This window comes from Pedobacter terrae (assembly GCF_036946585.1).
Lineage (GTDB): Bacteria > Bacteroidota > Bacteroidia > Sphingobacteriales > Sphingobacteriaceae > Pedobacter > Pedobacter terrae_C.
On record NZ_JAQIIV010000006.1, the window covers coordinates 1 to 15,017 of the forward strand.

The 15,017-nt window shown below is 40.4% G+C and carries 10 protein-coding genes; all 10 read left to right on the forward strand.

Annotated elements, in window-relative coordinates; translation table 11 throughout:
- Nucleotides 1-712 (forward strand): GH92 family glycosyl hydrolase (locus PGN18_RS10735; RefSeq protein WP_335319496.1); only part of this gene is annotated, 712 nt, incomplete at its 5' end.
- 113 nt (nucleotides 713-825) lie between these two features.
- Nucleotides 826-1,701, forward strand: a complete 876-nt coding sequence (locus PGN18_RS10740; RefSeq protein ID WP_335319497.1) for an ROK family protein — start codon at nucleotides 826-828, stop codon at nucleotides 1,699-1,701.
- 765 nt (nucleotides 1,702-2,466) lie between these two features.
- The gene (locus PGN18_RS10745) at nucleotides 2,467-3,027 is read left to right on the forward strand and encodes a discoidin domain-containing protein (protein WP_335319498.1); all 561 of its coding nucleotides are present in this window, start codon (nucleotides 2,467-2,469) and stop codon (nucleotides 3,025-3,027) included.
- Nucleotides 3,028-3,160: 133 nt separating this feature from the next.
- On the forward strand, nucleotides 3,161-6,379 hold the full coding sequence (locus PGN18_RS10750; RefSeq protein ID WP_335319499.1) for a SusC/RagA family TonB-linked outer membrane protein: 3,219 nt from the start codon (nucleotides 3,161-3,163) through the stop codon (nucleotides 6,377-6,379).
- Between the two features lie 10 nt (nucleotides 6,380-6,389).
- Nucleotides 6,390-8,216, forward strand: coding sequence for a RagB/SusD family nutrient uptake outer membrane protein (locus PGN18_RS10755; RefSeq protein WP_335319500.1), 1,827 nt, complete (start codon nucleotides 6,390-6,392; stop codon nucleotides 8,214-8,216).
- A gap of 59 nt (nucleotides 8,217-8,275) precedes the next feature.
- Nucleotides 8,276-9,247: a hypothetical protein gene (locus PGN18_RS10760; protein WP_335319501.1), complete on the forward strand. Its 972-nt coding sequence runs from the start codon at nucleotides 8,276-8,278 to the stop codon at nucleotides 9,245-9,247.
- 64 nt (nucleotides 9,248-9,311) lie between these two features.
- Nucleotides 9,312-10,292 (forward strand): basic secretory protein-like protein, encoded by a 981-nt coding sequence (locus tag PGN18_RS10765; protein ID WP_335319502.1) that lies wholly within the window; start codon nucleotides 9,312-9,314, stop codon nucleotides 10,290-10,292.
- Nucleotides 10,293-10,466: 174 nt separating this feature from the next.
- A complete protein-coding gene (locus PGN18_RS10770; RefSeq protein WP_335319503.1) occupies nucleotides 10,467-11,138 on the forward strand; it encodes a basic secretory protein-like protein in 672 nt (223 codons plus the stop codon).
- 39 nt (nucleotides 11,139-11,177) lie between these two features.
- Nucleotides 11,178-13,466 carry a GH92 family glycosyl hydrolase gene (locus PGN18_RS10775; protein ID WP_335319504.1) on the forward strand — a complete coding sequence of 763 codons (2,289 nt, stop codon included), beginning with the start codon at nucleotides 11,178-11,180 and terminating at the stop codon, nucleotides 13,464-13,466.
- A 137-nt stretch (nucleotides 13,467-13,603) separates the two neighbouring features.
- Nucleotides 13,604-15,007 (forward strand): 3-keto-disaccharide hydrolase, encoded by a 1,404-nt coding sequence (locus tag PGN18_RS10780; RefSeq protein WP_335319505.1) that lies wholly within the window; start codon nucleotides 13,604-13,606, stop codon nucleotides 15,005-15,007.
- Nucleotides 15,008-15,017: the final 10 nt, after the last annotated feature.

The following is a 15,017-nucleotide window of genomic DNA, read 5'->3' on the forward strand; positions in this document are numbered from 1 at the left end:
GTCTACACGCTTTATGCGAGGAAAAAATGCAGAGGGCAAATGGTCACCAAATTTCGATCCAACTGAATGGGGAGGCCCGTTTACAGAGGGAAAATGCCTGGCATTGGCAATGGTCGGTTTTCCAGGATACCAAAGGTTTAATCACCTGATGGGTGGGGACAAGCATTTTGTTACGAAGCTGGATTCTGTTTTCAGCGAGCCCAACACCGTAAATGTAGGCTCTTATGGTGGGATGATTCACGAAATGACTGAAATGGTAATGGCCAACATGGGGCAATATGCGCATGGGAATCAACCCATACAGCATATGGTTTATTTATACAATTACGCCAAACAGCCCTGGAAAGCACAATTTCATGCCCGTGAGGTGATGCGTAAACTTTACGATGCTACAGAAAATGGGTATCCGGGAGACGAAGACCAGGGGCAAACCTCTTCATGGTATGTATTGAGCGCTTTAGGGTTTTATAGTGTAACCCCCGGCTCTGGTGAGTATGTTTTAGGAAGCCCGGTATTCAAAAAAACAACCATAAACCTGGAAAACGGCAAAAAATTTATTATCGAAGCCCCGGCGAACGATATAAATCATGTTTATATCAAATCGGCAAGCTTAAATGGTGAAAATTATACCAAAAATTATTTAAATCATGGTGATTTATTAAAAGGAGGAGTGTTAAAATTGGAGATGAGTGCCAAACCCTTCGTTAAATAGGGGAATGTTGGAAGAAGATAAACCATTTTCAATGAGTAAATAAATAATGAATGACTACTTTTGCCGAATTGGTCAAATTAATAAAGGAAAGAGAACAGAAATATATATATAGAATGGAAAAGCCTGTTGCATTAGGTGTAGATATTGGCGGCTCGCACATTACAGCCGCATTGGTAGATTTGGAAACCAGATCCTTAATGGAAAACTCTATCAAGCGTAGCCCTGTGAATTCACAGGAGAATAAGGAAGTGATTTTATCGGCCTGGTGCGATATTATCAATAAAGCATTCCAGAACATAAAAAATGGTAGCAGAAATGTGGGCATAGCCATGCCCGGACCTTTTAATTATAAAGAAGGGATCTCCTTAATCAAAGATCAGGATAAATTTAAATCGCTTTATCAGGTTAACGTGAAAGAAGAACTTGCTAAACGATTGGACATTGCCCTTGAAAATATCCATTTTATAAACGATGCAGCTGGCTTTTTGCAAGGAGAAGTTTTTGCCGGAGCGGCCAAAGGAAATGTGAACGTATTGGGATTAACCTTGGGAACAGGGCTTGGATCTTCACTTTGTTTAAATGATAAGGCCTACGATGCTGACTTATGGAACTCTCCTTTTTTGGATGGAATTGCTGAAGATTACCTATCTACGCGCTGGTTCGTAAAACGTTTTAAGCAATTGAGTGGTGATGACGTGGAAGGGGTGAAGGAATTGGTGGGGATGGTAGAAAGCAATCATTTTGCGACGATGGTTTTTATGGAATTCGGCTATAACCTGGCCCAGTTCTTAATTCCTGTGGTGAAACAATACAAAATAAATACCATCATTGTTGGAGGTAATATTGCGCAATCTTTTAGTGCATTTGCTCCTGAATTGACTGCAACACTTAAAGGCAATGGGATAGATGCGGAGATTAAAATTTCGGAACTAAAAGAACATGCGGCTTTAATCGGCGCTGCAAGCTGCTGCGATTTAAGCTTAACCTAATGTCGGATAGTTATTCTGTCTGATATTTATTTTTGATAAACTGCAGGATTAACATTTTAATGCTGATTCTGTAGTTTAATCCAATTTCCCCTTATTCCTGTTTTTAAAGAAATCCGTATCTCAATAGGATATTTGTTATTACGGCAATCTCACTGTTATCTCAGTGATGCTACCTTACCAAATAAATTTTTCCGGAAAAAAATAAATAATTTTTAATTTATTAATAATATGCTTATCATTGCTTAATAAAACGTTTTAGCAATGAGCCATTTAAGCATTTTTGCTTAGCGAAAACTAAAAAGGAGTAAAGTGTTGATCGATAGGATTGAGACTTTTTTTTATACACCAATACTAAAACGTTTTAGTCAAGCCGAAAAGTAACTAATCATTCATTAAAATAAAGGAGAACTCAAATGAGATAAATTTTACATGCTGACACGTCACATTCTACCGCTTAACCAACCAAACCACAAACTCATCATGACCAAAAAACTTACTAAACCGGCTCATCGCTATAAGCGCTACTGTATTTATTCGTGATAGCAGGAGGCTAATGCGTAAAGCAACCTAAAATCGTATGGCGAAAAATCTGCCATTTATATATTAACACCCGTTAATTTATAGGGCGTATTTTGCTGCAGTTAAAAAGATTGCTGAACAATTAACCATTTGCCTTTTTGAAAACGAATAAATCCCTGATCGTTCATTGATCAATCAGGTAAATCTTGCACATTTTAATAACCAACAAACTATAATCAAACTATTATGAATCTTTTAAAAATGACCAGGAAAGCTGTTGGGCTCTGCTTTGCTTTAGCTTTAATTCTTGGATGTAGTAAAGAAGAATACCCGGCAGTGGATCTTTTTACCTGGAAAGCAAAGGTAGATGTGACCGCCAAGGCCACACTTTCAGTAAACATCGAGAGCTCCGGCGGCTCGGCCGGCTCAGAAGGGTCTGCCAAGGTTATTGATAACGACATTAACTCAAAATTCCTGATCAACCCTTATCAGAGCAACTTTTATATGCAACTGGCCTTTGCAGCCCCTCAACAGATTGCATCTTATACATTAACATCAGGAAATGATGCACCGGGCAGGGATCCAAAAGACTGGAAATTGAGTGCCTCTACCGATGGTAATAACTGGGTAGATCTTGATGTAAGAACCGGAGAAACATTTTCGGGCCGCAATTCCACCAAGACCTACAACTTTAAAAACAAGGTTCTATTCAAATTTTACAGACTTAGTATCACGGCAATTGGAAGTGGTTCTTTGTTCCAGTTGTCTGAATGGCGTGTAATTGAGGTTCCGGAAGAGCAACAGTAATTAGTGTTTACAATACCGTAAATAAACATAACAAATTTATTCTGCCGGGTTTAATCGGTAGTCAATAAAATTTCTTTCAAACTGATCAATAGACCAAATAACAGTAATCTGTTCACAACAAACTAATTTTATAATGAGAAAAAATATAAATTTAACTGGGGCCAGGCTCAGGCTTAAAGATTGTGCTTTTAAAGCTATTGCTTTTGCAATGGCCTTAAGCAGTGGTTTTTATGCAACAGCCAGCGAGTCGGCCATTAATATAAACAGTTCGGTTAAGGTTAATCAAACCACGGCTGATATTGTAATCCGTGGTATTATTAAAGACGAAACTGGTGCACCATTGCCAGGTGCAGGTGTTAAAGTTAAAGGAAGCTCTACCAGTGCTGCTGCAGATGTAAACGGAGCATTTACCATTAACGTTCCTAATCAAGATGCTATTTTGATCGTAACTTATGTAGGTTACGATACGAAAGAAATCCCTGTAGGTACACAAAGCGTATTGGATATCCGTTTAAAGGAAACCGTTGGCGCCAATTTACAGGAGGTGGCCATTGTGGGTTTCGGAACACAAAAAAAGGAGAGTTTGGTTGGTGCACAATCATCAATAAATGTGGCTGATTTAAAACAGCCGGTTTCGAGCATGAGCCAGTTACTGGCAGGCCGTATCCCGGGTGTGGTTAACGTATCAAGAAACGGCGAGCCGGGTGCAACCGGATCAGATATCTTCATCCGGGGGATATCGTCTTTAACCGGTACCGATAGGGGGCCGTTGGTCATTATCGATGGTGTTCCAAACCGTAACCTGAACGATATCAGCGTATATGATGTAGAAAACTTTACGGTACTGAAAGATGCGGCCGCAACAGCAGTATATGGTATCCGTGGTGCAAACGGCGTAATTCTGATCAATACCAAACAGGGTAAAATCGGAACACCAAAAATCAATGTGGAATATTATGAAGGGGTTAGCCGTTTCACTAAAAGACCACAATTAATTGATGGTGTAGATTACATGAATCTGGCTAATGAGGCAAAATACTCTGATTATTTAAGAGGAGGTGCTGCTGGTGCATTTAGTCCGGCATATTCTATAGATGCCATCCAAAAAACAGCAGCAGGTACCGACCCCGTTCTTTACCCAAACATCAATTGGTTTGATGCCATTTATAACGATTTTGGTCACAATAGATCCGCAACAGCCAATTTAACGGGTGGGGTAAGTAACGCCAAGTATTATGTTTCATTGGGTTATTATGGTGAGGATGGTTTATTTAAAACTGACGATGCCGTAAACTCTGCTGTGAAACAGAATTTTGGCCGTTACAATGTAAGTGCGAACTTAAACTGGGATATTACAGGTACCACAAAACTGGATTTGGGTATTAAAGGAATCTTGTCACAGAACAATTACCCAAGTAATTTTAATGCCCAGGATATTTTTAGTCAGGCTTTTCAGATTAACCCAACATCATTCCCGGTACTTTATCCAAATGGCAGTTTGCCCGGTATCAGCCCACAGGCCGACCAACGTAATCCTTATGGCGACGTTACCCGTAATGGATATAGGGTAGGTTATACCAATCAGGTGAATTCGAATTTACGTTTAACCCAGGATTTAAAAGAGCTAACCCCAGGTTTATCATTTACCACCATGTATTCGTTTGACGCCAGCAACACCAATTTTATAAACAGGGTAAAAAGGGAAACGATATACAGGATTAATCCTAACGATCCCTACATTGTTGCAGGCAATCCTGCATCTGGATATAAATATGGATTGGTATTGCAGGGGCAGGATTTTTTAAATTATGGTAGAACTAACACTGGCGATAAAAAAATATATTTTGAATTTGGCTTTAACTATAACCGTACATTCGGTAAACATGCAGTAAGTGGTTTATTGTTGTATAACCAAAATGATAATACCAATCCATTTGCAGATAACTTAACACTATCTCTCCCATATCGGTTACAGGGTATTGCCAGTCGTGCCACCTATGCTTACGACAATAAATATTTCTTCGAGTTTAATATGGGCTATAATGGTTCTGAGAACTTTGCACCGGATAAACGTTACGGTTTTTTCCCTGCAATAGGTATCGGATGGCTACTTTCTAGCGAGAAATTCTTCGAACCGCTTAAAAACACTTTCCAAATGGTTAAATTCCGTTACTCTGATGGTATTGTGGGTAGTGGTGGTAGTGGGTCTGGTTATGCAGGCAATGAAGGTAGCCGTTTCTATTATTTAACGAAGGTTGGCGGTTCGCCTAGTTATACTTTCGGTCAGAACGGAAACATTACGCCGGGTAACAACACCAGTACAGGTGGTCTGGGTGTTACAGCTTATGGGGTAGATGTAACCTGGGCAGAGACACGTAAACAGGATTTAGGTTTTGAGTTAAAAACATTCAATAATAATCTGTCGTTAATCGTCGATTTCTTTAAAGAAAGAAGAAAAAACCAATTTATCACGAGAGGTACTGTGCCAAATTATATTGGTTTGGCCAATACGCCAATTGGTAACCTGGGGATTGTGGAAAATAAGGGCATCGATGGAACGATCCAGTACGATGCGCAGTTTGGTAGAGACTGGTCACTTAATTTACGGGCTAACCTTACTTTCAATAAAGATAAAGTAATCGAAAACGACCAGGCGCCAAAACCATACCCATGGATGGAGCAACGCGGATACAATGTTTTAGCGGCGACCCGTGTAGGTTACATTGCAGAAAAATTATTTGATAGCCAGGCAGAGATTAACGCCAGCCCTACCCAGTTTGGAACTTTGATGCCGGGCGATATCAAGTATAAAGATTTAAACGGTGATGGTAAAATCGATTCTTTTGACCAGACCATTATTGGCAGGGGAGATATTCCAAGCACCACTTATGGGTTTGGCTTCTCGTTAACCTATAAAAACTTCGACTTTGGTTTATTTTTCCAGGGGCAGGATAATGCAGACATTCTGTTAAACATTCCATCCTTTGCCAATTCTGGCGGTTTAGGTAATATGTTGGCCGTAGCTGCCGATCGCTGGACAACAAACAATCCACGGCAGGATGCCGTTTATCCACGATTATCTTATGGTGGTACCAATAACAATAATTACCAATCCAGCACCTGGTGGAAACGTGATGTGAGTTTCTTAAGATTAAAAAATGCTGATTTAGGTTACACTCTTAAAGAAGGGATTAAATCTTTAGGCGTAAAACGTTTGAGGATATACGCTATGGGCTATAATCTGTTTACCATTAGTAAGTTTAAGCTTTGGGATCCGGAATTAGACACAAACAATGGTACGAGATATCCTTTAACCTCTAATTATTCTTTAGGTCTTACTGCTAATTTTTAAAATAAAAAGCATGAAAAAAATATTGATATATACAGTTGGCGCGTTACTTTTAGTGGGTAATTACAGCTGTAAAAAATTTTTAAATCAAGTACCTGATGATAGGTTAACTTTCGATCAGATGTACGAGAAAAAAGCCACTGTTGAGCAGGCCTTAGCGAATGTTTATTCTACATTACCAGATCAAAATCAAGACCGTTCGGCTTCCGCATCTGGAAATATCGGGCCATGGACGGCTGCTTCAGATGAGGCCGACTATACGTTGCCGAACTTTACTGAAAACGTAAATTCGGGTGCCTGGGATGCTACGAGCAGTCAGGTAAATTATCACTGGCAGAGTTATTACCGTGGTATTCAAGCCGCAAGTTCTTTTATGGCTAATGTTACTAAATGTACTGACTGTAACCTTGGTGGTATAGATATTATCAACCGCTATTATAACGAAGCAAGGGCGTTGAGGGCAATTTATTATTATCACCTGGTGAGACAGTACGGGCCGGTTGTATTATTAGGTAACGACCCAATTGCGTCAGATGCACCGCTACAAGCCATCAGTAAACCCCGTAATTCGATGGATGAATGTATCGATTACATTGTAAGCGAGTTAGATGCAGCAAGCTCACGTCTTCCGGCAACACCACAGGCCAATGAAGATTATGGTCACATCACGGCCTCAGTGGCCGATGCTTATAAAATTAAAGCGCTGTTAACTGCTGCCCGTCCGTTGTTTAACGGGAATACCGATTATGCAAACCTCAAAAATCAGGACGGTAAACAATTGATCAATCAAACGTATAGTGTGGCAAAATGGACCAGATTGGCGACAGCAGCGAAAGCTTTTTTAAACAACCCTAACTATGCTAACTACGCGCTGTATTCAGTAAGCTCAACACCGGCTGGTTTGCCAAATACCGCTTTTAACCGGGCCTTTATTGCTACAAGAGATGTATTTTTAAATGGCTGGAATGCTGAGATCATTTTTGGTAGGGGTGGTGATGTCACTTTTTATCAGTATTCTTTAGCACCAAATCACAACGGTGCTTCAGGTGGCGACAAAGGTGGTTCATTTTTATCCCCATCGCAACAATTGGTAGATGCATTTTTTACCGCAAACGGTTTGCCTATTGAAAATGATCCGGCTTATACCGCTAACGGAACATCAACTTATCAGGCACCAGATCCAAATGATCAGAATGCACCAAGGGCAATTAGCAATATGTATGTGAACCGCGAACCACGTTTTTATGCTGATATTACTTACAGTGGACGTAAATGGATCAATACTTCATCAAATATCATTACCAGTTTTGAATTTAACGGTAATGCGGGTAAAGCTGCCATTGCCAATAATGATTATACCAAAACTGGCTATACATCCAGAAAACATTTAACGGTGGCAGGCTGGACAAATGGTAGAGCAATTTTCTCCGTAATCAGATTGGCAGAAATTTATCTGGATTACATCGAAGCTTTGCAAGAATCAAATCCATCTGATCCTGATATTTTGATTTACCTGAACAGGATCCGTACCCGAGCAGGTATCCCGGTTTATGGAAGTGGAGGTTTACCCATCCCAACAGATATGAAAGACGCCATCCGCAGAGAGCGACGTGTTGAGTTGGCTTTCGAACTGGACCGCTATTTCTACACAAGGGAGTGGAAAATTGCAGAAACAACCGATACACAGATTAGAGGTTTGAACATCACTCAAAATGCACCTGGATTTTTTACACCTGTAGTTACAGAAAATAGGGTTTTCCAAAAGAAACACTACTTATGGCCTATACCAGCGGGCGAAATCCAAAAAGTACCTCTACTTGTACAAAATACAGGTTGGTAAAATAGATATAGCACCGGGCATTTTGTTCGGTGCTTTTTTAATCTCTTCATATCCATGCAATGAAAAATATTTTACCGTTAATAGCAATTACCGCTGTTTTACTACTGGCCTGCAACAGCAAAAAGACACCTGTAGAAACTTCGAAACCAGCGCCACCACTGGTAGAAGCGATTGACCCGCCCGATGCGCCACCCAAAACCTGGAAGGAACATTGGTTCGAACATGTTCAACTATTAAACCGGGTGGCCTATGATACCAGCGTGGTGGTTTATTATGATGGCGATGTAAAGCCAACTGTGATCTGGCCGAAAACCTATATGGCCGATGCCTGGAATTACACCAAAAAGGTTTATGGTAAGTTTGGCGATGACAGCCGTTTGTTCGTCATCTACCATGCAGGTAAATATGGAGGCGGTCACCCGGGTACCTATCTTGATGCCGGCCATGATTACCGGAATGTTACGGACTGTGGTTCCAATGATTTAAATGCATGGATTACAGGTGTAGATAATGACATTGATTTATCTACACATGAAATTGGTCATATCGTTGAAGGCGCATCGAAAGGGGTAAAGGAATCGCCCGCCTTTGATATCTGGCATGATAGTAAATGGATGGAAATTTATCAGTACGATGTGTATTTGGGCTTAAACAGAACAGCCGATGCACAACGTTGGATGAATAAGATGATGACCACAACCGACACTTACCCTAGGGCAGGTACGCAATGGTTCAAAAACTGGTTTCTACCGATTTACGAAAACTATGGTAAAGCAAAGGTGCTAAACGGTTTCTTTACCCTTCTGTCGCAACATTTCCCAAAACAAAATATCACAGTACAGGGCAAAAGCTACCAGCAATACACGCGAAAAATGAATTTTGGCGAATTTATCCACTTTTGGAGCGGTGCGGCCAAAGCAGATTTGGCTCCATTGGCATTCACTGCCTTTGGACCAAAAGACGAAAAAGGTGCCGACTGGGCACCAATGTTGACCAAAGCCAAAACCGATTTTCCGAATATTACCTATTAAATTTATAACCCGGATAGATTTGGCATAAGAGGCTGAATCTTTCTTTTCTATTAATATAAAACAAATGATCAAGAAATTTTTAATCTTAGCTTTAGCGTCATGCCTGGCGGTTGTTGCATCTGCCCAAAACAGAGAAAGAGGCTATAAAATTGTCATCAACGATAAGGACAGCGCCACCAATGCAGCTTTAAATGTCAAACTGAAGGCCGCTTTTATCAATGTTTATCCTTGGTTTGCACAAGCCGACGGCTACAGAACAAAAAGAAATGTGGTACTGGATTTTGTGAAAGATGAAACACCCACAATTAAAGCTAAAGCCGGTGAGATTAAAGTGAATAGCGAATGGATCAAAAACAAATCTCAAAGAAAAATCGAGAAAGAACTTTTTACTGCGCTTTCTAAAAATTGGGTATCATACAGTAAAGAAAAACATAAAGGATATACATTAACTTTTATCAGCAAAGATCCTGACCTTGATCCAACAGTTAGGAAAAACTTAATTGCTACCTATTTCGAGATTTATCCTACACTGGTCAAAATATTTAACCCAAAATCTACACATGACGTACTTTTTGTGGTTGACACTGCTTACAAAGCCGTTGCTGAAGCCAGTGGCAACAGGATTCTGTTCAGTGCAGGTTATATGAAAGCGCATCCAACCGATATTGATGTGGTAACGCACGAAACCATGCATATTGTGCAAGGGTATGGCTACAGTGCTGGTCCGGTTTGGTTAACAGAAGGTATTGCCGATTATGTACGCTATAAATTTGGCGTAGATAATGTAGGCTCTAGATGGAGCCTGCCCGCCTACAATGCAAAACAAAATTATACCAACAGTTATCGGATTACCGCACGCTTTTTCGCCTGGTTAGAACAAAACGTTAAACCCGGATTAATTGCTGCACTAGATCAGCAGTTAAGAGCACATCAATACACAACACAATCTTGGACAACTTTAACCGGAAAAAGTGTAGATCAGCTTTGGGATGATTATAGTAAAGAACCTGAAAAAGTAAATCTTACTTATAGCAGCAAAAAATAACAGAAAAGAAGTCAAGTTTTATTTGCATGCGCTCAGACAAACTTGATTTCTCTATCGCTTTTTGTAAAAATATCCATTACGAAAGTAAAATTTTTGATCATTTACTAAAACGTTTTACATAAAATATTTAATTTGCAGAACTAAACGCTAACCAAAACACTATATTCACAATACATGAAAAAAATATCAATTCTCTCAGTTTTCGTTATGCTACTTTCTGCTTTATCATTGCAGCTAAAAGCGCAGGAAATTACTAAGAAGAATGGCTACACCTTATCCTTCGAAAGCAATTTCAAAGCGCTGGATCCTCAATTGAAAAAACGTTTGATTAAAACCTTTTTCGAAGTTTATCCAAAGCTGGCCAAAGAATATAATCCTTCTACCATCAAAGAAGTAAAGTTTTTTGTAGATACGGCGTACAAAGGTGTCGCAGCAACTGCCGATGGTAAAGTAACTTTCAGTTCGGTGTGGATGGTTAAACATCCCGAAGATATTGACGTGGTTACCCACGAGGTGATGCACATTGTGCAGGATTATGGCCGAAGTGTTGGCCCGGGCTGGTTAACCGAAGGTATTGCCGATTATGCCCGTTATAAATTTGGTGTAGATAATGCCGGCGCCAAATGGTCGCTGCCGGCGCTAAAATCCGAACACAGTTATAAAAACAGCTACCGCATAACCGCTGCATTTTTTGCATGGATTGAAAAAAGTGTAAAACCAGGTACGATTAAGGCTGTTGATGCTGCTTTAAGAGACCATACCTATACCAAAGAGATCTGGACCAAATTAACAGGTAAAGATTTAGATGCACTTTGGGCAGATTACGCTAAAAATTCTGAAGTTTAACAAATAATTACAAGCATATAAAAAACACAAGCACAACAAATGAAACGATTATTTATCGCCTTATTGAGTGTTGCGGCATCAACCGGTTTCGCGCAAACAATAGGCAAAATTACAGATCCGGTAGATTGGATTAACCCTTTAATGGGAACGGCATCTAAACCAGCCCTATCAAACGGAAACACTTATCCGGCAATCGGTTTGCCTTGGGGAATGAACATGTGGACACCGCAAACCGGCAAAAATGGCGATGGATGGGCATATGTTTATGATGCCGACAAAATCCGTGGTTTTAAACAAACGCACCAACCTTCTCCGTGGATGAACGATTACGGTGCTTTTTCGCTCATGCCAGTTACCGGAAAATTAAAATTTAATGAGGATGAGCGTGCCAGCTGGTTCAGCCATAAAGCTGAGGTAGCTAAGCCATATTATTACAGTGTCTATCTGGCAGATGCAGATGTAACGACAGAAATTACCCCTACAGAACGCGCCGCCCAGTTTAGGTTTACTTTTCCTAAAACGGATAGCGCTTACGTGGTAGTAGATGCGCAAAATAGAGGCTCATACATCAAAATTATACCTGCAGAAAGAAAAATAATTGGTTATACTACCAAATACGCCCGTGGTCCACTGCCTAAAAATTTCAAAAATTACTTTGTAATCTATTTCAACAAAGATTTCAAACTGGCCAAAACCTGGGATGATAAAAAACTTAACGAAAAAGATTTAGAACTAACGGTTGATCATGCCGGTGCCGTTATCGGTTTTGCTACACAAAAAGGGGAGCAGGTTATTGCAAAAGTAGCTTCTTCGTTTATCAGTTTTGAGCAGGCTGATTTAAACCTGAAAAGAGAGTTGGCCAACGACGGTTTCGATGCGACAAAAGCAAAAGGCAGGTCCACCTGGAACAAAACTTTGAGCAAGATTGCAGTTGAAGGTGGAACTATTGACCAAACGCGCACGTTTTATTCTGCCATGTACCGCACCCTGTTCTTCCCGAACAAATTATATGAAATTGATGCACAAAACCAGATTGTACACTGGAGTCCTTACAACGGGCAGATTTTACCAGGTTATATGTTTGCTGGTACAGGTTTCTGGGATACCTTCAGGGCCTTGTATCCTTTCCTGAACCTGGTTTATCCATCTATTAATAAAGAGATGCAGCAAGGCCTGATTAACGATTATAAAGAAGGTGGTTGGTTGCCAGAGTGGAGCAGTCCGGGGTATGCCAACATTATGGTAGGTAACAACTCGGCGTCTGTAGTTTCTGATGCGTATATTAAGGGCATGCGCGGTTATGACATTGAAACGTTATGGCAGGCTGTAAAACATGGGGCTAATAATGAAGGTCCGATGGAAGCGGTTGGCCGTGATGGAGTTAAATATTATAATGAATTGGGTTATGTACCTTTCGATGTAAAAAAGAATGAAAATGCAGCGAAAACATTAGAGTATGCTTACGATGACTTTACCATTTACCAATTGGGAAGAGCTTTGGGTAAGCCAGCTTCAGAAATCGATATCTATAAGAAAAGAGCGATGAACTACAAAAATCTTTTCGATCCGGCTTCAGGTTTAATGCGCGGTAAAAACCAGGATGGTACTTTCCAAAGTCCATTTAGTCCTTTTAAATGGGGCGGTGCATTTACTGAAGGCAACAGCTGGCATTACACCTGGTCGGTTTTCCAGGATATTGATGGTTTAGCCAAGCTAATGGGTGGCCACAATAAATTTGTAACCAAGTTAGATTCGGTTTTTTCTATGCCTCCGGTATTTGATGAAAGTGCTTACGGTGGTGTAATTCACGAAATCCGCGAAATGCAGATTGCAAACATGGGCCAATATGCGCATGGTAATCAACCTATTCAGCATATGATTTACCTGTACAACTATGGCGGTGCTCCTTATAAAACACAATATTGGGTGCGTGAAACCATGAACAGAATGTATAAAGCTACGCCAGATGGATATTGTGGTGATGAAGATAACGGTCAAACTTCGGCCTGGTATGTATTTTCGGCAATGGGTTTCTATCCGGTAACACCAGCGGTTGACCAATACGTTTTGGGTGCGCCTTTATTTAAAAAGGTAACCATCACTTTAGAAAATGGTAAAACGGTAGTGATCAATGCACCGGCCAATAGCGATAACAACCGTTATGTTCAGTCGTTGCAGATGAATGGTAAACCATATTCCAAAAACTGGATCAGCCACAGTGGTATGCAGAAAGGTGCTGTATTAAACTTTAACATGACGGCTACACCTAACAAAACCAGAGGTTCAAATCCGGCTGATTTCCCTTATTCGTTATCAACAGAAAAATAGAGAAAAGTAAAGGCTGTATCATCAACAGCATTATCGTCCTAAACTTGCAGAAGGGCAGATTTCACAGTTTATGATACAGTCTCATTTTCAAAGTAATAATTGGCCTCAAAACGGCTAAAACTAACAAACCAAAATATATGAACATCTCAAAGACGGGTTTTACAGCCATGTTCTGGCTTTGCGGAACCCTGTTGGCATTTGGCCAGCGTATTGATCTCAAAGATCTTTCAGCCTTTAAAAATCCTTCCAATTCATGGTCGCTGGCACAAAATGTAATGGCCGACCTAAATGCTGAAAATGTTTTAAAAACAACCAAAGGTGAAGGCATATTGGTTAACCAATCAACGGCAAAAAGAGCTGGCTCTGATTTATATACCATTAATGAATATGGAGATGTAGCCCTGGAATTAGATTATTTAACCGCAAAAGGAACTAATTCAGGGATCTATCTTCAAGGTAATTATGAAATCCAGATTGACGATGCCTGGGGAATTAAAAACCCAAGCTCTTCAAACAATGGCGGCATTTACCAACGTTGGGACGATAGCAAACCCGAAGCAGAAAAAGGATTTGGTGGTGTTGCTCCACGTCAGAATGCAAGCAAGGCGCCAGGCTTATGGCAGCACATCAAAATTATTTTCCAGGCACCAAAATTTGATGCCACAGGCAAAAAAACACAAAATGCCAAAATCATCAGTGCAGAACTTAATGGCGTGCTGATTCATGAAAATGTCGAATTATTTGGTGCGACAAGAGGTGCCGCGGGCGCAGAAAAAGCAAAAGGCCCTTTGCGCTTGCAAGGCGATCACGGTTCGGTGGCCTTCAGAAATATCCAGATCACTGAACTATCAGAAATTCCAAAACCAAACCAAAATGGTGGTGCAGATCCTATATATATTGAAGCTGCAAGCAACAATATGATCAGAAGTTTTGTAGATGTTGCACCAAGAGTACGTTCTGTGCATGCTATTTCGGTAGGAGGGCCAGAAAAAGTTGCCTATAGCTACGATTTAGATAACGGTACCCTATTACAAGGATGGCATGGTGATTTTATTGATGCTACACCAATGTGGGATGGCCGCGGAAACGGAACCTCACGCGCTTTGGGCAGTGTTACCCGTTTTACCAAACAGCCTGTTTTGGCTATTTCAAAGTTGGCAAACGATCAGGCCAAGTGGATTACTGATACGACGGGTACCGGTTTCAGAACCAAAGGTTATGTAATGGATAAACAAGACCGTCCGGAATTTAAATACATCATTAACGGAACAAATGTGACCGATGCGGTCAAAGTGATGGAAAATGGACAAGGTTTAAGCAGGGAAATTACGGTTGATAAACCTTCAAAAGACCTTTATTTCCTATTAGCCGCTGCTTCAAACATTGAAGAAGCTGGTAAAGGTTTGTATTTAATTGACGATAAAGCATATTATATACAGCTTGGCGAAGGCACGGCAAAGCCGGTGATTAGAAATGTGGATGGCAGATGGGAAATCATTGCAGCCATTGGAAGTAAGTTGAATTATACCATTTTGTTTTAGTCGTGATCAT